The following is an 18910-nucleotide window of genomic DNA, read 5'->3' on the forward strand; positions in this document are numbered from 1 at the left end:
ATATACCACTTTATCAAATATACATATTAGTTAATAATCTGTAATTAAAGTTACTCCAATTAAACTTTTCATTTTATAAACGCTATTTCCCGGCGAAGCTAGAACACTTAATTAAGTGTTCGGGAGCGAAGCTAAATTATGGAGTAATTGTAAGTTCAATTAAACCTCAAAGCGAATATTTGGTCATACCTACAAATTCGCAGATATGAAAAAGGTAGTCTTAACCATGATGATAGCAGCCGGTAGTTTAATGTTTAAAACTGCAAGCGCACAGGTAGGAGTGAGTGTTGGTTTCAACATCGGCCCGTTATCCGTTCAAATACACAAACCGGTGTATGACGATTTTTACTACCTGCCGGATGTGGAAGCATATTATAGTGTTCCAGAACAGGTATATTACTATATGGATGGCGATGATTGGGTTTGTAACCCATATTTACCGGGTGCTTACCGTAATTATGATTGGCGTAACGTTCCGCACTACGAGGTGAGAGCACAGCGGCCTTATATGAACCATGACATGTACCGGTCTAAGTTTGGTGGTTATGGTGCAGGCAGACCCGATTGGAACCGTAGAGGCAACGACGGCGGATATGCTTATAACCGTCCGCAGCGTATGGAGCCACGTGGTGGCAATTTTCCACACTCACCTTACGATTCAAACAATGCCGGCCGTGGATACGGTCAGCCTGATAGACAACGAGGTGGCTATGGCGCTCGTTATAACAATGGACGCGGTAACTGGAATAATGATAATGACAACCGCGGACAGGGCAGCTATAACGGTGGACAGCGCGGTAATTGGAATCGAGGCAATAATGACAACCGTACGCAAGGCGATTACAATAGAGGCCAACAGGGTAACTGGAATCAAGGTGGCAATGACAACCGTAACCAGGGCGGTTACAACGGTAATCAATGGCAAAACGGTAATAACGATAATCGCGGACAAGGCGGCAACTATGGTCAACCAACCAATCAGCAAGGCCATGGCAACAGAGGTGGCGACCAACAACGCAATAACAATCAGAACGATAACCGTCAACGCTTTCCCGGCAACCGCTTAATGTTTTAAACTTAGCAGATCCCCTATATATATTAAATCAATTCTAAAGGGCCGCTTACAGAAAGCGGCCCTTGCTATTTAGTAACTGCTGGCTCGAGTAAGCGAGTCAACAGCTTCTTTGCTTAAATTTAGATGAACTGCTTTTGTTAGTTCATTTAATTGCTCAACACTGGTAGCGCTTGCAATTGGTGCTGTAATGCTGGGCTGGGCAATTACCCATGCCAAAGCAACTGCAGCCTGGGTTGCATTGTACTCTTTAGCCACAGTATCCAATGCATCCAAAATGCGGTAACCGCGTTCATTCAAATTTTTTTTTATGCCCTCACCGCGCTTACTTTTATTCAAATCTTTTTCGCTGCGGTATTTACCGGTTAAGAAACCACTGGCTAATGAAAAGTAAGTAATTACACCAATGTTATTCTCCCGACATAAAGGAGCCAGTTCTTTTTCATAACCTTCCCGATCGTATAAATTATATTCTGGTTGCAAAGTATTGTAAATTGGCAAACCGTAATTACTGCTAATTTTTAAAGCCTCGGCCAAGCGCTGGGCAGTAAAATTTGATGCACCTATGGCTCGTACTTTCCCTTCATTAATCAATTGTGTATAAGCTTCCAATGTTTCTTGTAACGGTGTATCGGTATCATCACGGTGCGATTGGTAAAGGTCTATGTAATCGGTTTGCAAACGATTTAGCGAATCTTCAATTGCCTGCACAATGTACTTTTTAGACAGCCCCTGTTTACCTTCGCCCATAGGGCTACCTACTTTTGTAGCGATGATTACTTTGTCACGTTTGCCACTTTTTTTTAGCCAGTTGCCTATTATCGTTTCAGATTCGCCGCCTTTGTTGCCAGGTGCCCAGGCTGAATAAACATCTGCCGTATCAATACAATCCAATCCGGAGTCTACAAAAGCATCCAGTAATTTAGAAGAGGTAGGCTCATCAATTGTCCACCCAAACACATTGCCACCAAACACAAATGGATCTATACTGATCCCAGAGTTGCCTAAACTTCTTTTTTCCATTAAATTGTTGTGTTTTGTTGTTTTGAGAAATTAATCTGTTCTACCAATTCATCTACCCAGCCAGAAAAAAACGGCTCAGTGCCAGCAATGCGAACCCAATGTCCGTCAGTATCTTGTGCAATAATTAGGTGCAAGCTATCATCGTATGAAACGAATTCGTACGCAGGGTTAAAATTATCATGAGTAATTGCTTTTACTTCGCCTTCAATTTGGCTGTCCGATCCGGTAAGTATAGCTTCTATTGGTTGTTCCATAATAGTAAGTTCTGTTAAGTATTTGATATAAGCATAAATATCGGCGATGAGGAAAATGTTTTTATATGGCCATTAGTAATTGTATGATGAGACTGCTGTTGCACCGGTTTTTAAGTTACTAACGGCAGCTGTAATGGCTGTTGCAACACGCAATAAAACTTTTTAGCTAAACGTCTTGTTAATAAAGCAACCAAATTATCTGCTATTTTCTTAACTTATGAATTATAACAACAATATAAAATATTTCCAGGTAGCGCAGGGTGTGTGGGGCATGCGACTGGTATTTGTTAACGTATATATCATTGCCAACCGGCGTGGGTTTCCCAAAGGTTGGGTGCTTGTAGATGCCGGTATACAAGGCTCTGCTGATAAAATTATTGCGTTTGCTGAATCTATCTTTGGCGCTGGAACCCGGCCGTCTGCTATTGTGTTAACGCACGCACATTCCGATCACACCGGCGCATTGGAAGAGCTTTTAAAACATTGGGACGTGCCGGTTTATGCACATGAACTGGAGATTCCTTATTTAACCGGCAAGTCAAGCTATCCACCGTCAGATCCTACAGTTGGTAGAGGGCTAATGAGCTTGATGTCTCCGTTTTTCCGTACCAAGCCGCTTAATATTAACGAAAAGGTAAAAGTTATTGATGTAAATTCAGGTATAACAGAGTTACCCGAGTGGAAAGTAATTCATACCCCCGGACATGCACCTGGCCATATTTCGTTGTTTTTACCGCTTAATACAACGCTTATTGCAGGCGACGCTTTTGCCACAACAAAAGCCGAGTCGGCAGTTTATTTGCTAAATAATATCAAAAAATTGTCGGGACCGCCCGCATACATGACTACCGATTGGAGTGCAGCAAAAGCATCTGTGCAAAAGCTGGCTGATTTGCAGCCGCGTATAGCCGCGGCAGGGCATGGGCCGGTTATAAGAGGCAGAGAACTACAAGCTGAGCTTCGTAAACTGGCCGATAACTTTGACAAGAAAGCGGTACCCGGTAGCGGACGTTACATTGGCCACTCTACCCAAGCCGACGAAACTGGTACTTACTATGTGCCGCCGTTTAGGTCGAGCACAAAATTCAAAGTGGTGGTAGGCTTGATTGGTGCTATAGCTGGCTTTGCCGTTACGCAAAGTTTAGTTAAGTAAAATGTATTATTGTAGCTTTGCCGGGTGGAAAATGTTCGGCCCGACTCAAGCATACTGATTGATATTGTTAAAACCCGCATGCCCTTTGGTAAACACAAAGGAGTTCTTATTTGCGATTTACCTGTACATTACCTGGAGTGGATATATAGTAAAGGTTTGCCTGCAGGTAAAATGGGAATGATGCTGGCCACCGTTTATGAAATTAAAACCAATGGTATGCATTCAATTTTACAATCCGTTAAGAATGCAGTGAACTCCAAATAGCTGCTAACTGCGTATATTGCTATATGAAGCTAATGATGATTTATATAGCTGGCATTCTGCTGCTTGGCAGCTGTGCCAACGGACAGGCAAATACCAATCATAAAGACAACGATAAACAGTTTGCTAGTGCTCCGCAGCCTAAAGCTGGTGAAGAGGTAACCACATTTGGTGGAGGGTGTTTTTGGGCAACTTCAGAAGCTATGCTGGAGTTAAAGGGTGTAAACCGGGTGATAGCAGGATATGCCGGAGGAACTGTTAAAAACCCGACTTATGAGCAAGTTTGTACCGAAACTACCGGCCATGCCGAGGTGGTGCAGGTTTATTACAATCCCAAAGTAATAAGCTATGAAACGTTAATGAAAGCGTTTTTTAGTGCGCACGATCCGACGACTTTAAACCGCCAGGGTTGGGATGAAGGCACAAGTTATCGTTCCATTGCGTTTTACCGCACTCCGCAAGAAAAGGAAACTATTGCCAAGGTGGTTAATGAGGTAAACGCCTCTAAGCATTATCCTAAAAAGGTAGTAACGCAGGTAGAGCCATTCAGGACATTTTATCCAGCCGAAAAATACCATCAAGGTTATTTCCGTGAGCATTTGGATGATAATTCATACCTCACTTCTGTATCACTGCCTAAAATTGTAAAAATGCGTAAGGCGATGAAGGCTCAATTAAAACCGGAGTTCCAAAAATAGCCTAAAAGTTTTTGAACCAGCCTTTGCGCCAAAAAAACAGCACTTGCGCAATACCAATCAGCCCCATGATAGCTATGCAATAAATGTAGCCGTGGGGTTGATACAGTTCCGGCATATTACCTGGTAATAGTTTGTTCGTAAATGGGTTAGTAGGCGCAAAGTTCATTCCGTAAACGCCGGCAACAAACGTTAGCGGAATAAATATTACAGAGATGATGGTAAGTACCTTCATCACCTCGTTCATGCGGTTGCTAACCATAGACAGGTACAGGTCGATGTTATTGGCGCTAATCTCCTTATAGCTTTCTATCAGGTCGATGATTTGTATACAATGATCGTAAACATCCCGCAAATAAGTTTTAACCTCGTGGTTAATTAACGGACTTTCAGACCGGATCATGTCGTTAATCTTATCCCGTTCGGGCCAACTGGCACGTCTAAGGGTAATAAGCAGTCGTTTCAGTTGTTGTGTTTCGTACATGACGCTGCGGTCGGCACCAGTATATAACCTATCTTCAATGGCTTCTAGTGCATCACCAATTTGATTAAGAACTACAAAGTACCGGTCAATAACAGTATCTAATAAGGCATAGCAGATATAGCCGGGTCCGGCTGTACGGATAGCTCCTTTACCAGCTTTAAGGCGGGCTTTTACCGCTTGGAAATTTTTTTCGTAATCCTCTTCAAAGCTTATTAAAATATTGTCTTTAATAATTGCGGAAAACTGTCTGTTGGTCAGCTCGTGCTCGTCACTCATGTTAATGAGCCTGCTGGTATCAAACAAATAGTTTTCGTACTCGTCAAATTTAGGGCGCTGATGAACGTTCATAATATCCTCCAATACCAGTTCATTTATGCCCATGTGCTGACCGATATCAGCAATCAAACCGGCGTCGCCCAATCCGTTTATCTTAATCCAATGAAAATGATCCTGGCATACTTGCAGCTGATCAAAAACAACCTTAATGGAATCGCCTTTTGACGACACCACCTCTTTTTCATTATATGAATAAACCCGGATTTGCGGTTTAAGCGCGCCCTCTGGAACATTAATGGTACCCGGGCGCTCGCCAACGTTTGGTTGGCGCCGGTTTATTCTGTGAAGCTTTTTTTTGGAGGGGTAAGCCATTTATAAATAGTTAACCGACTGAGGCCCCTGGTTAAAGAGCAAATCTACAATGCTCAAATTTTTCAAAAAGCCTTTACGTTCTTCAAAAACCTGAAAATATGGCTTTTGTTCAAAAGCTGATTCTTTTTTAGGGTGTATGCTGTTACGATAATCTGCAATGTTTGTGTAGTTCGCCTGGTAGTCTTCCGTAAAACCGGTTGAAACAGAAAGCTTCAAGAACTTAAGAATCATATTAAGCAATTGCTCATTGTAATCGAACAGGTAGTCAAAGCTGTCTTCATAAAATCTTGCAAAGTCATCTTCATAATATTCAAAATAAGCGCTACGGCGATAGCATGATTGTAGGCTCATCCAGTGTAAACGCTGCCAGTTAAAATCGTTGCTTATTTTAACATCCTTTACCTGGGTATGCACTTTAGAACCTTTTACTACAGGTACAACTAGCGATAACAAACCATCCGGCGAGTAAATATGCGCCCGGTTACGATAAGTTTGTTTTGGAAAGTGTTCATGTTTGTCTATCAGCACATTCGGCTTATTGTTAACCAATATTGTAAAATACTCAACAGGTGGCAAATAAAACATCGGCAGCACAGCACCTTTTTCCATCATATATTTTTTATGTTTGTGGCTTTAAATTTTGCGAAAATAATGATAAAGAAAGGGTTTTCAATGCTGGGCACAGGTTTACTGTACCTAATTTCATTGTTGCCTTTTTTTATACTTTACCGCATTGCCGATATATTGTTTCTAATCACTTATTATATAATAGGCTATAGACGCAGTGTGGTACGGGAAAATTTACAAAGTGCCTTTCCGGAAAAAACTAAAGCGGAACGGCTGGCTATAGAAAAAAAATATTTTCGTTATCTGGCCGATTTAATAGTCGAAAGTATCAAGCTGTGTACTATATCTACCGGCGAAGTGCAAAAGCGTATCCATATCGTTAATATGGACCTTATTGAAAGCATAGCTTTTAAGCAGGGCAGGAGTGTGATTGGTGCGGTAGGGCATTATGGTAACTGGGAGATGGGGGGCTTGCGCTTAAGTTTGCTGACGGATAAGCGCAGGATAATTGTTTACAAGCCGTTGTCCAACAAAATATTTGATCGCTTTTTTTTCAATATGCGTTCAAGATTTGGTGCTACGCTCGTGCCCATGAAAAGCACATTTCGTAAATTAGTGGAATATCGCCACGAAGTAACGTTTACTGTGCTAGCAGGAGATCAAACGCCATCACGCGAGGAAGTGCAATATTTTATGCCTTTTCTGAATCAACCCACCGCTGTATTTTCCGGCGTCGAAAAATTGGCTAAGGCTGTAAATAGTGTAGTTGTTTTTTGTGATGTAAGACGCATTAAGCGCGGCTATTATAATTGTACATTTGTACCTTTATTTGAAGAACCTAAATTGACTGCCGAGCACGAAATAACCCATGCACATGTGCAATACCTGGAAAAGGTAATTAAAGAAGAGCCGCAATACTGGCTCTGGTCGCACCGCAGGTGGAAGTTTAAGCCGGAGAATATGAATAGATGAGTAATTTTCCAAAAGTAGCTGTTGTAATATTAAACTGGAACGGCCTAAACTATCTGAAAAAATTTTTACCTTCTGTATTGGCATCAACATGGCCGAATTTTGAAGTGGTTGTTGGGGATAATTGTTCTACCGACCAATCTGTTCAGTTTTTAAAAGATGCATATGCTGATAGCGTTAAGCTTATCATCAACAATGATAACTACGGGTTCACAGGCGGCTATAACAAAGTGCTTGAACAGGTGGATGCTGATTATTACGTTTTGCTTAATTCGGATATTGAAGTTACGCCTAATTGGATAGAGCCGGTTATTGAATTGTTGGATAGTGATGACTTAATGGCCGCTGCTGCACCCAAAATTCGATCATACAATCAAAAGAACTTTTTTGAACATGCCGGAGCAGCAGGCGGATATTTAGACCGGCTAGGATATCCGTTTTGCCGTGGACGTATGTTTTTTGAAGTTGAAGAAGACAACGGGCAATACGACCAGTCGGGAGAAGTGTTTTGGGCAACAGGCGCCGCCTTATTTATTAAAAGTAAATACTGGAAAATATCCGGTGGGTTTGACGAGCGATTTTTTGCCCACATGGAAGAAATAGATTTGTGCTGGCGTTTAAAAAACATGGGCTTCAAAATAATGTACTGCGCGCAATCCGTAGTTTATCATGTGGGTGGTGGTACTTTAAATGTTGAGAACCCTTTTAAAACCTATTTAAATTTTCGCAACAACTTATTATTACTGCAAAACAACTTGCCAACTGTTAAAGCGTTGCGGGTAATAGCCATGCGCTTTAGTATGGACTTTATGGCCCTTATACGTTTTTTAAATGAAGGTAAACGTAAAGATGCCTGGGCCGTAAGCAGGGCCCATCAAAGCTTCGTGGCAGGTTTGTTTCGTAAAAATGAAAATAAATTAAAACGCCAAGTATCAACAAAAAGCATTGCCAGCCATGATTTGAATGGTAGGCAAGCAAACTTGAAAGGTCTGTACAAAGGCAGCATTGTTGTCGACTTTTTTGCAAAGAAGAAAACGCATTTTACCGATTTGAAGCCGGAGGATTTTTGTTAGGTTCAGTGCCGCCGTTGGGCAAGTAAACGTTTACATCAGTCCCGCTTTTAGGTAATTCAATGCCTTCTGTTTCAAATAGTTTATAAATGGCCGATAGTACACGGCTTTTCAGCTGCTGGTACATGCTGATGTCGGCTGCCCAAAAAAACACTTTAAAGTCTACCGAACTGGGCGATAAGTTATTTAAGTACACTACTGGTGCCGGGCTAATCATAATATCATCGCGGTTGCTCAATAAATCCCGCAATAAACTTTTTACAACATCAACATCACATCCGTACGCTACACTGATATTAAGTTCTACCTGGCGATTATTGTCGCTTAAGGTCCAATTGATCACATGCTGCGAGATCAGATCGCCATTAGGAATAATTATTTCGGCACCATTGCCTGTAGCTATTTTACTGGAACGGATCCCTATTTCTTTTATCGTTCCTGAACGGTTAGAAACCTCAATGACGTCTCCCACTTGTACAGGTTTTTCAAACGCCAGTATAAGCCCGGATACGAGGTTGTTCACGATATTTTGTAAGCCAAAGCCTACACCCACGCCCAACGCACTAATAATAATGGTTATCTTATCCAGCGGAAAGCCTGAGGCACCAACGGCCAGTAAAAATCCGACACTGAAAATCCCAATGCGAATTAGCAGAAGAGAAGTTTTGCTTTTACGGCCGGCAGATGTTTTAGATTTGTGCTGTTCAGCGAAGTCATAAAAGTAGCTTATGATGCGTGCTACTACCGACGACAGCCAGATTACACCCACAAAAATAATGATGCTGCCAAAAGTGAACAGCGTGCCGCCTAAGGCCCGCGATTGGGTTAAGAAATTGCCTATGAAGTCAAAAACATTTTCTTCAATACTTAAATTTTGCAGTAGCGCTACCACCCAAATTACAAAGGCGGCAATGTTAAGTATATTTCGAAATTTGCCTTGCAATAGTTTAAAATCCAGATAAGAGCTGATGTTGTTCTTATCAGATTTGTTGGCTTCGAGTTGTAAAAACAAGCTCTGTACTAGTATTTGAACAAAATAGTATAAACATAGTGCCTGCCAAAAATTATACACCGCCGTTATCCCAATAATTTTAGACAAACTGAATCTGCCTGTTATATTCATTAGGAACGAAATAACTTCCAATGCTGACAGTAACCACAACGCAGCCCTTGCATGCGGCACATAGGGTTCATGGCTTATTCTAATATGTTTTAAAAATTGCAGATTGAGCAGCACCGTCAATGCGGCCAATAATAGAACTGCATAACGATCTATAGCGGTTATTTCTATAAATAAATTGCTGATGCTGAAAAGTAGCGTAATGCAAAATAATTTAAGTAAGTACCTAAATGCAGGCGACGGGCAAGTTTTATAAATGATGTATAACAACGAGCTTATCGAAACAAGGAAAATAATCTCTAAAAATACAACCGGTGGATGATCGTAAAAGAACGGCGCAATTATGGTTGCAATTAGCAGTGCCGAGGCCAGCGGATAATTTGCTGCGTAAGTGGCTTGTGCCAAAACATCCTCTTGTTGTTCATGATTATTAATTACCCTTTTGCGGTTAACATAAATCCATCCACCAAATGCGAATAGCACAACCAAAGCCAATACATGATTTAAAGTTTCACCATTTAGCAATCTAAACAGTTTTGTGTTAACAGTAAACGTTCGGGTAAGCGCTGATAAAAACTTACTGCCATTTTTTACATCCCATATATAACCGGACTCGCAATTCAGCGCATTTAAACTAAAATTGTGAATTTTGTGGTTAATCAATTCCTTTTGATCAATAATAGAAATGTATGCAGATGTTACCCGATTTTGCAGCAAGCCAACTCGCAGTAAAGCTTTCCTATTAATGGAGTCAAGCTTATGCCCTTTGTTTACTAAAGCCGTTCTTTGTTGCAAAAACGTAAGCATTAATGTGCTGTCGGTAGGGAAAATGCTGAATACTGAATCGCGATGAATTTGTGTGAGGTTGCCATGCACATCAACCAGCTTGCTATTCATATCTGCCAATTCATTTTGCCAGATATCTAATTCGTCCTGACGATGACTTAAAATATCTTTTATGGCATACAGGTACCTCAAAGTTCCAGATCTGTCTTTTGCAATTAAGTTTCTAACCAATGTAACAGTTCTTTCAACTTTGGGCAGTTGACTGCTAATTTCCGCCGTGTCTAAACCCCTGTTTAAGGTGTTACCTATTTGATTAAACGACTCAGTATAATACTCAATTTTTTGTAAGAGATTATTAGTCGAGGTATCCGATGTTTTATAATACCGGATCAAGGAATCCCGACGCAACATTATACCGCGCAATGAATCAGCAACGCTTTTATGCTTCCTAATTTGAGCAAATGCAGGCTCACAGAAGCACAAAGCAATAAATGTAATAATAACACTTAATAGATTGCAGTATTTTCTAGTCATTTATAATCAGCAACTTAAATGATTTATGTCAACAAGATTTTATACGTTTACTTTGATATAAAGTTTTCAAGTGCCAAACGATATGAATCTAAACCAAACCCAGCTATAACGCCTTTGCAATTAGCTGCTAGCATTGATTTATGTCGAAAACTTTCGCGCCGGTATACATTGGATATGTGCACTTCAATAACAGGTGTTGTAATTCCAGCAATGGCATCAGCAATAGCAATTGAGGTATGGGTATAAGCGCCGGCATTTAAAATTATACCGTCATATAAAAAGCCTACTTCATGAAGTGTGTCTATTATCTCGCCCTCATTATTGCTTTGGAAATAGGTAAGCTGTTGGTCGGGATAGCGCTGTATAAGGGAGTTGAAATAGCTATTAAAATCAGCGTCACCATAAATAGATTTTTCTCGTATGCCCAGCAAGTTTAAATTTGGGCCGTTGATGATTTGTATTTTCATTTCATCAAACTTAATACAAAACATCAAAACTAAAAAACGTGGATTGGCAGTCGGCAATAAAAGGGTTTCAGTCGTACTTAAAGTTAGAAAAATCGCTTTCATTAAATTCTATCGAAGCCTATAGTAGAGATATAGATAAGCTTAAGCAATTTGCTGAAATACAACTACCTGTATTAAATCCGAACCAATTTTCTTTAAATGATTTAAGGCGTTTTATCACATGGTTAAATGAGTTGGGTATGATTCCTAGTTCGCAAGCTCGGATCCTATCCGGTATCAAAGCTTTTTACAAATATTTGCTCATGGATGATGTCATCAGTAATGATCCTTCTGAATTGCTCGAGTCGCCCAAAATACAACGCAAGCTGCCCGATACGTTAAGTTATAAAGAGATTAATCAAATAATTGCTGCTATAGATTTATCCCGACCCGATGGTGTTCGGAACAAAGCTATATTGGAAATGCTGTACAGCTGTGGCTTGCGTGTGTCTGAACTTACAGATTTAAAATTGTCTAATCTTTACCTGGATATTGAATTTATTAAAGTAGTAGGTAAAGGAAATAAAGAGCGATTGGTGCCAATTGGTAGTTCTGCAATCAATGCGTTACAGCAATGGCTGCAGCATGTACGTGTGCATCATCCCATAAAAAAGGGCGAGGAAGATATTGTGTTTTTAAACCGTAGGGGTACACGTTTAACACGTGTTTTTATATTCATGGTAATTAAGCGACTGGCCGAGAGCATAGGTTTGAAAAAGAAAATCAGTCCCCATACTTTTCGTCATTCTTTTGCTACACATTTAATTGAAGGTGGTGCAGATCTGCGCGCTGTTCAGGAAATGTTGGGGCATGAAAGTATAACTACTACCGAGATTTATACGCATCTAGATCGAGATTATTTGAAAAGTACCATCATTCAATACCATCCGCGCAGCTAAACTTTAGTTTAGCCATGCCGCTTTAATCATCCGGTCTCTACTTGACATATCTTTTCTTAACTCAATGTTTTTAAAGCCTTTATCAGTAAGCATGTCAACTGTTTGTTTTCCGTAAGATTCATTAATTTCAAAGAGGAGATGACCATGATTAACTAAATGCGAACTGGCATAATCGGCAATAGCTTTATAAAACAACAAGGGATCCTCTTCAGGTACAAAGAGGGCTGTATGGGGCTCGAAGTCCATAACGTTTATATGCATTTGCGTTTTATCGGTCGGTGTTACATAGGGCGGGTTGCTGACGATAATGGTATATTGCTGTTCATTCGCGATTATGTCTTGAGCGTTTAAAATGTCCGCCTCAATAAAATTTATTTCTGCGTTATTAGCTTGGGCATTTTGCTTTGCTGTTTTTAAAGCCGCTGTAGATATATCAATGGCTGATACATCAGCCACAGGTAAATTCACTTTTATTGAAACAGCAATACATCCACTACCGGTTCCAATATCTAAAACACAGTGGGTAGTGTTTGGTGATGTATTTACAGTTTCAAGTACCCATTCTACCAGTTCTTCTGTTTCTGGTCGTGGTATTAATACCGACGGATTCACCTGAAACGTAAGTCCGTAAAAGCCGGTATGGCCAATGATGTACTGTACGGGTTTTCCTGTTTGTAAGTCTGCAAGTATCTTCTCTGCTGCTTGAAATTGACTAACTGTCAGTTCTGCATCTGTAAAGGCTTTGAGCTTGGCACGAGAGAAGGCTGTTAACTCTTGCAATACTATGTCGGTAATCGAATTTATTTCATTATCATCATAAATTGACCGCAGTGTTGTTCGATACTGATTGTAAACATCTTTAACCGTTTTCATGCTGCAAAGAAACAGAAAAAGCTAATTTTGCAGCATGATAAGGCACGAATTTTACATGCAGCGTTGCTTACAGCTCGCTCAATTGGGAGCAGGGTACGTGAGCCCAAACCCTATGGTAGGCGCTGTAATTGTGCATCAAAACAAAATAATTGGTGAGGGCTATCATCAATGCTACGGCCAGGCGCATGCCGAAGTGAATGCTGTAAATCAAGTAATCGCAAACTATTCTAATGCCGAAGAATTGCTTAAACAGTCAACCATCTACGTATCCCTCGAACCTTGTGCGCACTACGGCAAAACGCCACCTTGCGCCGACTTAATTATCAAGCATCAAATTCCAGATGTTGTTGTTGGCTGCCGTGATCCGTTTGAACAAGTAGATGGGAAAGGAATAGAAAAGCTGACAAAAGCCGGTGTTCAGGTAACGGTAGGTGTATTAGAGCAGGAATGCAGGGATTTAAACAAGCGTTTTTTTACCCGTGTGCAAAAGCAGCGTCCTTATATCATACTAAAATGGGCGCAAACGGCCGATGGCTTTTTTGCGCCGAGCGATGGCACGCAATTTTGGATAACTGGTATAGAATCTCGCCGGTTGGTTCATAAATGGCGAACGGAAGAAGATTCCATACTAGTTGGTAAAAATACTGCAGCTATTGACAACCCCAAACTAGATGTACGCTATTGGCAGGGCAGGGCGCCCAAGAGGTTGGTGATTGACCGTTACCTTCAACTGGATACAAGTAATCATCTGTTTGACAATAGCGTGGAAACGATAGTCTTCAATGAAATTAAAACAGATTTTGTAGGGAAAACGAAATATATCGCATTAGAAGACTTCAATTATTACGTTCCGCAGTATATAATCTATCAATTGTATCTTCAAGATATTCAGTCGGTAATTATAGAAGGCGGCGCAAATACGCTTAATCAATTTATTGAAGCTGGTTTGTGGGACGAAGCCCATATATTTACTGGTAAAGCGATATTAAAAAAAGGCATAGAGGCGCCTATATGCCGCGGTGAAGAGCTGTCTGAAATTTTTGTTGGTGACGATCGCTTACAGATAATTTATAACCAATAAGTCCTTTCATGATTTATATATTTTTAAGCGTTTGCTGTAGCGTGTTGGTTTCTGTGCTGCTTAAGTTGGCACGGCGCTATCAAATTAACGTAGTACAGGCTATTACCTGGAATTATTCTATGGCAGCCTTACTTACCTGGTTTTTTCTTAAGCCTGATTTAGAAAAAATCACTTATGCACCTAATATCATTTACACATCTTTAGGTATTTTATTACCGTCTATCTTTTTTGTAATGGCTATATCGGTAAGGGTGGCTGGCATTGTGCGAACGGATGTTGCACAGCGCCTGTCGTTGCTCATATCGTTATCTGCTGCATTTTTGTTATTTGGCGATGCTGTTACTAGTTTAAAAGCTGTAGGAATTATAATGGGCTTTGTGGCTATTGCCTGTTTAATCCCATGGCAAAAACGGCATGGCATAAGCGGTAATAAGGGGAATTATTATTGGGTTTACCTGCTATTGGTTTTTTTAGGTTTTGGCCTGATTGATATCTTATTCAAGCAAATGGCGCTTGATAAATCTGTACCTTATACAACTGCTTTGTTTGAGGTATACATCCTGTCATTCGCTGTATCCGTTATTGGCCTGCTGTACCAAGTTTTTGTTAAAAAACGCAGGTTTTATTTTCGATATATTTTCTTCGGTTCAATACTCGGTATAGCCAATTTTGGAAATATTCTGTTTTATTTAAAAGCACATCAAAATTTGTCGCAAAATCCGGGTACGGTATTTACAGCCATGAATATAGGCGTAATCGCTGCCGGAACAATAGTTGGTGCTGCTATCTTTAAAGAAAAATTGAGCAAACTAAACATTGCCGGTGTTGCGCTGGCAATTGTTGCAATTGCTGTTATTGCTTATTCAACTTCTCATGCTGTTTGACGATACCTATTTAACCATAAAAGAAAATGCCGAGGCCATATTTACAGACCGTGGCAGCAAATTTATTGCTTACGCTTACGCTATTACCTCCGAAGCGGATATCAAGCCATTGATAGCACAATTAAAAGCAGTGCATCCTAAAGCTAATCATCATTGCTGGGCCATGCGCCTTAGTGCCGATCGTGGTGTTTTTAAAGTAAACGATGATGGCGAACCATCGGGTACAGCAGGGAGGCCGATCTTAAATGTACTTTTATCCAAAAATATTACGGATACACTGGTAGTTGTGGTAAGATATTTTGGCGGTAAGTTATTAGGCGTACCGGGTTTAATTAGTGCATATAAAACAGCGACCGAGCAAGCGCTTGCCGCTGCCGGATGTATTGAAAAAGTGATTACAGATACTTATGTTATTAATTTCGACTATCCGAAGATGAATGAGGTGATGAAGGTAATAAAAGATGAAGGATTGCAGATTTTAGCGCAAACATCGGATATGCAATGCTCCGTTAAAATTTCAATAAGAAAATCAAAAGTCAATCAAACAATCAGCCGTTTTGAAGGTATTAATAATATACAGGTGAAATACATCTTTAACAACTAGTATTGCTTAAAAATTATTAAGCAAATTACTTGCATTTATCCCTGCTGCTAGTTAACTTAGTGCATAACATTTACACCTCTAACCTACAGAAAAATGAACGGCTTACCTATCGGAATCTATCTCGAAGACGAGAAGAGATTCGAATTTGATTTTGTTAAACATCTTTTAAAAATCAGCTTCTTTAAAGAAACCAAACCGGCTGGTACTATTGTCTCACCGTTTCGTTTAATTAAGAATGAGGATAGTCTTTACTTATTAATTCATAATTACGATCGTTTAGGCGAACGTAAAATAATGATAGAATCCATTGAACAAAATCAATTGGTTATTAACCACGATAACACTTCTTATAAACTACAAAAAGTAGCTTAATTAAAAGCGTTTATCGTTCAAAAAAGGTAAAAAAGGGTAGTAGCAATATTACCCTTTTTTATTGTCCTGTAGGCCATATTTTGTTAACTTGGCCCGTATGCCATCTTTTGATATTGACAAATCAGATCTGTTACGCCTTAGGGGGGCGCTCGACAGCACTGATGTGGAACTGCAACAGGTTTTGGATCAGTATCATGCTTCCGAAATTGCTATTCTTTTTGATCGCCTCGAACCCGAAGAGCGCGAACGGATTATCAATATTCTTCCTGCCGAAACAGCTTCCGAAGTAATTTCTGAGATGGATGAGGAAAGTCATCCTGAAGAATTACTGGTTAGTTTGGACAAAGAAAAACGAACCGAAATTTTAAAGGAGCTGGATTATGATGATGCGACTGATATCATTTCCCAGTTGGATGAAAGCGACCAGCAGGAAATTTTAGATGAGATAGATCAGGAGGATGCCAGCAACATTCGTAACCTGATGACTTATCAGGAGGATACCGCCGGTGGCTTGATGGACACTGAACTGATTAAGGTAAACATCAGTTGTAGTAAAAATGAGGCGCTTGAAGAAATTATCCGGCAATCGGAACAAATGGAGGAGTTTTACACACTCTATGCGGTAGATGATGACGGTATACTACAGGGAATCTTATCAATTAAAGATTTAATCAAAGCAAAAAAACAGCTTTATGTTAAAGATTTGATTAAAACAGATTATGTGTATGTAAAAGCCGACTTGGACCAAGAAGAAGTTGCCCGCTTAATATCACAGTATAATCTAACCAGCGTACCTGTGGTTGATGATTACATGAAGCTGTTAGGCCGTGTTACCGTTGATGATATCATTGACGTAATGGAGGAGGAGAATACGGAAGATATATTGAAAATATCCGGTGTATCTGAAGATGAAGAGTTGAGTGGCAACTGGCAGGATGCGGTAAAAAGTCGTCTGCCTTGGTTGGTACTAAATCTGGGAACAGCATTTTTAGCGGCAGCTGTTATTCGACACTTTTCAACAATTGAAGCAAAGTTACCAGTTGTAATGGCTTACATGACTATCATTAGTGGTATGGGCGGTAACAGTGCCACGCAGGCACTTGCGGTAACCGTAAGACGGATTTCCTTAAGTGACCTAACCGATCAGCAGGCTTATAAAACTGTATTAAAGGAACTTTCAGTAGGGTTAATTAACGGAGCCATTAACGGTCTCATTTTATTGCTATTTGCACTCTGGTACGATGCCAACCCCATGTTAGGCCTAGTTTTGTTTATGGCCATGACCGGCAACTTAATTGTAGCTGGTTTAACTGGCTCTGGAATACCTTTACTACTGAAACGCGTAGGTATTGACCCGGCTGTGGCATCATCTATAATTATTACTACTTTTACAGACTGTTTTGGTTTTCTGCTGGTATTATGGCTGGCATCAAAGCTTTTATTATAAATTTGGCATTTCTTAAACATTAAACGCTTATGACTGAAATAAGACACGACTGGACTAAAGAGGAAATTTCAGAAATATATCATACCCCTATACTGGATCTGATTTTCCGTGCGGCAACTATTCACCGCGAAAATCAGGATTATGGCGAAGTACAAATCAGTTCGCTGATATCGGTAAAAACCGGTGGCTGCCCTGAGGACTGCGCTTACTGCCCCCAAGCTGCCCGTTATCAAACAGGCGTAAACGTACATGCCATATTACCTAAAGAAGAGGTAGTGGCCGCGGCACAAAAGGCTAAAGCGGGTGGTGCATCACGCTTATGCATGGGCGCTGCCTGGCGCGAAGTTCGCGATAATCGCGACTTTGACAAAGTAATCGACATGGTGAAAGCTGTAAACGAATTGGATATGGAAGTATGCTGTACATTAGGTATGCTTACCGAAGCCCAGGCCCAACGCCTGGCCGATGCTGGTTTGTATGCTTACAACCATAACCTCGATACCTCTGAAGAAGATTATAAACGTATCATCACCACTCGTACTTATGATGAGCGTTTGCAAACTTTAGAGCATGTGCGCAAGGCTAAAATATCAGTTTGCAGCGGCGGAATTATAGGTTTAGGCGAAACGGTAGAAGATCGTATTTCTATGTTAAAAACGTTATCTAATTTGCCTAAGCACCCAGAATCTGTACCGGTAAACGCGCTGGTTCCGGTAAAAGGCACCCCACTGGCCGATCAGCCAAGAGTATCCGTGTGGGATATGGTGCGCATGATTGCCACCGCACGTATCATTATGCCTAAAACTGTTGTACGTTTATCGGCAGGCCGCACCGAGATGAGTGTGGTTGAACAAGCTATGTGCTTTATGGCTGGTGCCAGCTCTATTTTTGCAGGCGAAAAGCTGCTCACTACACCAAATCCTGATTTTGATACTGATATGGCGATGTTCCAATTGCTGGGATTAAAACCACGCGAAGCATTTAAAAATGGCCGTCCTAACCAGGTAACCGAGCAACAAGCTGTTGAAGCTTAACATCAAAAATTTTTACTGGTATATAATAAAGCAACTCGGTTTATTAAAATTGTAAACCGGGTTGCTTTGTTTTAGCTGAAGGCTAATAGATTCAAAATGGCAAATGATGCCTATTTCCCTGCTTTTGCCTTATACGGCAATCACTTTAACATCAATATTTCCTCTAACCGCTTTTGAGTAAGGGCATGCACGGTGCGCTTTGTCGGCAAGCTTTTGTGTGTCTTCCAGGCTCTGACCGGGAATGTGTACATGTATTTCGGCCGATAAAGCGTATGTATTGTCATCTTTGTTAAAACTTACATGCACTTCGGCCGTCGCTTCAGTTACATCTGCGCCGTCGTGTTTGGCTATTGTGCCTAACGCTCCTAAATAGCATGCGCCATAAGCACCGGCAAATAACTGTTCGGGGTTGGTATAAGCGCCGCCTTGGCCGCCCATTTCTGTTGGTTTACGTAAATCTAAATCAATTACGCCGTCGGATGATTTAATATGTCCATCGCGACCTCCTTTAGCAGTTACTACTGCGGTATATACTTTTTCCATTTGCTTTTATTTTCAATGGAAACCAATTACA

Annotated in this window: 21 protein-coding genes; 13 read left to right on the top strand and 8 right to left on the bottom strand. The window is 40.6% G+C overall.

Annotated features, from left to right (window positions below; translation table 11 throughout):
- Positions 1-205 precede the first annotated feature (205 nt).
- Positions 206-1075 carry a hypothetical protein gene (locus GPM24_RS17500; protein WP_158828397.1) on the top strand — a complete coding sequence of 290 codons (870 nt, stop codon included), beginning with the start codon at positions 206-208 and terminating at the stop codon, positions 1073-1075.
- A 69-nt stretch (positions 1076-1144) separates the two neighbouring features.
- Here the strand turns inward: GPM24_RS17500 and GPM24_RS17505 are convergent, their stop codons facing one another.
- Entirely contained in the window at positions 1145-2095 is a 951-nt protein-coding gene (locus tag GPM24_RS17505) for an aldo/keto reductase (RefSeq protein WP_158828398.1), read from the bottom strand.
- On the bottom strand, positions 2095-2349 hold the full coding sequence (locus tag GPM24_RS17510; RefSeq protein ID WP_158828399.1) for a hypothetical protein: 255 nt from the start codon (positions 2347-2349) through the stop codon (positions 2095-2097). Before GPM24_RS17510 ends, GPM24_RS17505 begins: the two co-directional genes overlap by 1 nt.
- A gap of 217 nt (positions 2350-2566) precedes the next feature.
- Here GPM24_RS17510 and GPM24_RS17515 point away from each other — a divergent pair, with 217 nt between their 5' ends.
- The 3 genes from GPM24_RS17515 to msrA are packed head-to-tail and all read left to right on the top strand — an operon-like array spanning position 2567 to position 4461.
- Positions 2567-3502: an MBL fold metallo-hydrolase gene (locus tag GPM24_RS17515; protein ID WP_158828400.1), complete on the top strand. Its 936-nt coding sequence runs from the start codon at positions 2567-2569 to the stop codon at positions 3500-3502.
- A gap of 24 nt (positions 3503-3526) precedes the next feature.
- Positions 3527-3766 (top strand): DUF3820 family protein, encoded by a 240-nt coding sequence (locus GPM24_RS17520; protein WP_233268889.1) that lies wholly within the window; start codon positions 3527-3529, stop codon positions 3764-3766.
- A 32-nt stretch (positions 3767-3798) separates the two neighbouring features.
- Entirely contained in the window at positions 3799-4461 is a 663-nt protein-coding gene (gene msrA, locus GPM24_RS17525; RefSeq protein ID WP_233268890.1) for a peptide-methionine (S)-S-oxide reductase MsrA, read from the top strand.
- Position 4462: 1 nt separating this feature from the next.
- Here msrA and corA read toward each other — a convergent pair whose 3' ends face one another.
- Both corA and GPM24_RS17535 read right to left on the bottom strand, forming a co-directional pair.
- Complete coding sequence (gene corA, locus GPM24_RS17530) at positions 4463-5590, bottom strand: magnesium/cobalt transporter CorA (RefSeq protein WP_158828402.1); 1128 nt, start codon at positions 5588-5590, stop codon at positions 4463-4465.
- Positions 5591-6202 (bottom strand): WbqC family protein, encoded by a 612-nt coding sequence (locus GPM24_RS17535; protein ID WP_369409703.1) that lies wholly within the window; start codon positions 6200-6202, stop codon positions 5591-5593. It lies immediately after the preceding gene.
- Between the two features lie 39 nt (positions 6203-6241).
- On the opposite strand from GPM24_RS17535, the gene GPM24_RS17540 reads away from it, so the two are divergent.
- Together GPM24_RS17540 and GPM24_RS17545 are read left to right on the top strand one after the other, a co-directional pair.
- Positions 6242-7129 (top strand): lysophospholipid acyltransferase family protein, encoded by an 888-nt coding sequence (locus tag GPM24_RS17540; RefSeq protein ID WP_199269781.1) that lies wholly within the window; start codon positions 6242-6244, stop codon positions 7127-7129.
- A complete protein-coding gene (locus GPM24_RS17545) occupies positions 7126-8199 on the top strand; it encodes a glycosyltransferase family 2 protein (protein WP_158828403.1) in 1074 nt (357 codons plus the stop codon). Before GPM24_RS17540 ends, GPM24_RS17545 begins: the two co-directional genes overlap by 4 nt.
- Here GPM24_RS17545 and GPM24_RS17550 read toward each other — a convergent pair.
- Positions 8168-10513, bottom strand: a complete 2346-nt coding sequence (locus GPM24_RS17550) for a mechanosensitive ion channel family protein (protein WP_158828404.1) — start codon at positions 10511-10513, stop codon at positions 8168-8170. The two genes, GPM24_RS17545 and GPM24_RS17550, sit on opposite strands and share 32 nt — an antisense overlap.
- 170 nt (positions 10514-10683) lie before the next feature.
- Positions 10684-11103 (bottom strand): type II 3-dehydroquinate dehydratase, encoded by a 420-nt coding sequence (gene aroQ, locus GPM24_RS17555; RefSeq protein ID WP_158828405.1) that lies wholly within the window; start codon positions 11101-11103, stop codon positions 10684-10686.
- A gap of 38 nt (positions 11104-11141) precedes the next feature.
- Here aroQ and xerD point away from each other — a divergent pair, with 38 nt between their 5' ends.
- Positions 11142-12041, top strand: a complete 900-nt coding sequence (gene xerD / locus GPM24_RS17560) for a site-specific tyrosine recombinase XerD (protein ID WP_158828406.1) — start codon at positions 11142-11144, stop codon at positions 12039-12041.
- Positions 12042-12044: 3 nt separating this feature from the next.
- Here xerD and prmC read toward each other — a convergent pair whose 3' ends face one another.
- A complete protein-coding gene (gene prmC / locus GPM24_RS17565; protein ID WP_158828407.1) occupies positions 12045-12914 on the bottom strand; it encodes a peptide chain release factor N(5)-glutamine methyltransferase in 870 nt (289 codons plus the stop codon).
- A 34-nt stretch (positions 12915-12948) separates the two neighbouring features.
- Between prmC and ribD the strand changes: the two genes are divergently transcribed.
- From ribD to bioB, 6 genes are all read left to right on the top strand, one after another.
- Entirely contained in the window at positions 12949-13995 is a 1047-nt protein-coding gene (gene ribD, locus GPM24_RS17570; protein ID WP_158828408.1) for a bifunctional diaminohydroxyphosphoribosylaminopyrimidine deaminase/5-amino-6-(5-phosphoribosylamino)uracil reductase RibD, read from the top strand.
- Between the two features lie 8 nt (positions 13996-14003).
- Positions 14004-14879, top strand: coding sequence for a DMT family transporter (locus tag GPM24_RS17575; protein WP_158828409.1), 876 nt, complete (start codon positions 14004-14006; stop codon positions 14877-14879).
- On the top strand, positions 14869-15483 hold the full coding sequence (locus GPM24_RS17580) for an IMPACT family protein (protein ID WP_158828410.1): 615 nt from the start codon (positions 14869-14871) through the stop codon (positions 15481-15483). Before GPM24_RS17575 ends, GPM24_RS17580 begins: the two co-directional genes overlap by 11 nt.
- A gap of 93 nt (positions 15484-15576) precedes the next feature.
- Positions 15577-15855 carry a hypothetical protein gene (locus tag GPM24_RS17585; protein ID WP_158828411.1) on the top strand — a complete coding sequence of 93 codons (279 nt, stop codon included), beginning with the start codon at positions 15577-15579 and terminating at the stop codon, positions 15853-15855.
- Between the two features lie 97 nt (positions 15856-15952).
- On the top strand, positions 15953-17302 hold the full coding sequence (gene mgtE, locus GPM24_RS17590; RefSeq protein ID WP_158828412.1) for a magnesium transporter: 1350 nt from the start codon (positions 15953-15955) through the stop codon (positions 17300-17302).
- Between the two features lie 29 nt (positions 17303-17331).
- On the top strand, positions 17332-18336 hold the full coding sequence (gene bioB, locus GPM24_RS17595; RefSeq protein WP_158828413.1) for a biotin synthase BioB: 1005 nt from the start codon (positions 17332-17334) through the stop codon (positions 18334-18336).
- A 129-nt stretch (positions 18337-18465) separates the two neighbouring features.
- On the opposite strand, the gene GPM24_RS17600 is transcribed toward bioB, so the two are convergent.
- Positions 18466-18879, bottom strand: a complete 414-nt coding sequence (locus GPM24_RS17600) for an organic hydroperoxide resistance protein (protein WP_158828414.1) — start codon at positions 18877-18879, stop codon at positions 18466-18468.
- Positions 18880-18910 lie beyond the last annotated feature (31 nt).

The organism is Mucilaginibacter lacusdianchii, from assembly GCF_009770985.1.
Taxonomy (GTDB): Bacteria; Bacteroidota; Bacteroidia; order Sphingobacteriales; family Sphingobacteriaceae; genus Mucilaginibacter; species Mucilaginibacter lacusdianchii.

Excerpts from the sequence above, each read along its gene's own strand:
- GPM24_RS17550 (WP_158828404.1), bottom strand. The coding sequence starts at position 10,513 with ATGTTGCGTCGGGATTCCTTGATCCGGTATTATAAAACATCGGATACC.
- bioB (WP_158828413.1), top strand. The coding sequence starts at position 17,332 with ATGACTGAAATAAGACACGACTGGACTAAAGAGGAAATTTCAGAAATA.
- mgtE (WP_158828412.1), top strand. The coding sequence starts at position 15,953 with ATGCCATCTTTTGATATTGACAAATCAGATCTGTTACGCCTTAGGGGG.
- GPM24_RS17545 (WP_158828403.1), top strand. The coding sequence starts at position 7,126 with ATGAGTAATTTTCCAAAAGTAGCTGTTGTAATATTAAACTGGAACGGC.
- GPM24_RS17505 (WP_158828398.1), bottom strand. The coding sequence starts at position 2,095 with ATGGAAAAAAGAAGTTTAGGCAACTCTGGGATCAGTATAGATCCATTT.
- GPM24_RS17585 (WP_158828411.1), top strand. The coding sequence starts at position 15,577 with ATGAACGGCTTACCTATCGGAATCTATCTCGAAGACGAGAAGAGATTC.
- GPM24_RS17510 (WP_158828399.1), bottom strand. The coding sequence starts at position 2,349 with ATGGAACAACCAATAGAAGCTATACTTACCGGATCGGACAGCCAAATT.
- GPM24_RS17575 (WP_158828409.1), top strand. The coding sequence starts at position 14,004 with ATGATTTATATATTTTTAAGCGTTTGCTGTAGCGTGTTGGTTTCTGTG.
- ribD (WP_158828408.1), top strand. The coding sequence starts at position 12,949 with ATGATAAGGCACGAATTTTACATGCAGCGTTGCTTACAGCTCGCTCAA.
- GPM24_RS17500 (WP_158828397.1), top strand. The coding sequence starts at position 206 with ATGAAAAAGGTAGTCTTAACCATGATGATAGCAGCCGGTAGTTTAATG.
- GPM24_RS17600 (WP_158828414.1), bottom strand. The coding sequence starts at position 18,879 with ATGGAAAAAGTATATACCGCAGTAGTAACTGCTAAAGGAGGTCGCGAT.
- GPM24_RS17580 (WP_158828410.1), top strand. The coding sequence starts at position 14,869 with ATGCTGTTTGACGATACCTATTTAACCATAAAAGAAAATGCCGAGGCC.
- prmC (WP_158828407.1), bottom strand. The coding sequence starts at position 12,914 with ATGAAAACGGTTAAAGATGTTTACAATCAGTATCGAACAACACTGCGG.
- corA (WP_158828402.1), bottom strand. The coding sequence starts at position 5,590 with ATGGCTTACCCCTCCAAAAAAAAGCTTCACAGAATAAACCGGCGCCAA.
- GPM24_RS17540 (WP_199269781.1), top strand. The coding sequence starts at position 6,242 with ATGATAAAGAAAGGGTTTTCAATGCTGGGCACAGGTTTACTGTACCTA.
- GPM24_RS17535 (WP_369409703.1), bottom strand. The coding sequence starts at position 6,202 with ATGATGGAAAAAGGTGCTGTGCTGCCGATGTTTTATTTGCCACCTGTT.
- GPM24_RS17515 (WP_158828400.1), top strand. The coding sequence starts at position 2,567 with ATGAATTATAACAACAATATAAAATATTTCCAGGTAGCGCAGGGTGTG.
- msrA (WP_233268890.1), top strand. The coding sequence starts at position 3,799 with ATGATGATTTATATAGCTGGCATTCTGCTGCTTGGCAGCTGTGCCAAC.
- aroQ (WP_158828405.1), bottom strand. The coding sequence starts at position 11,103 with ATGAAAATACAAATCATCAACGGCCCAAATTTAAACTTGCTGGGCATA.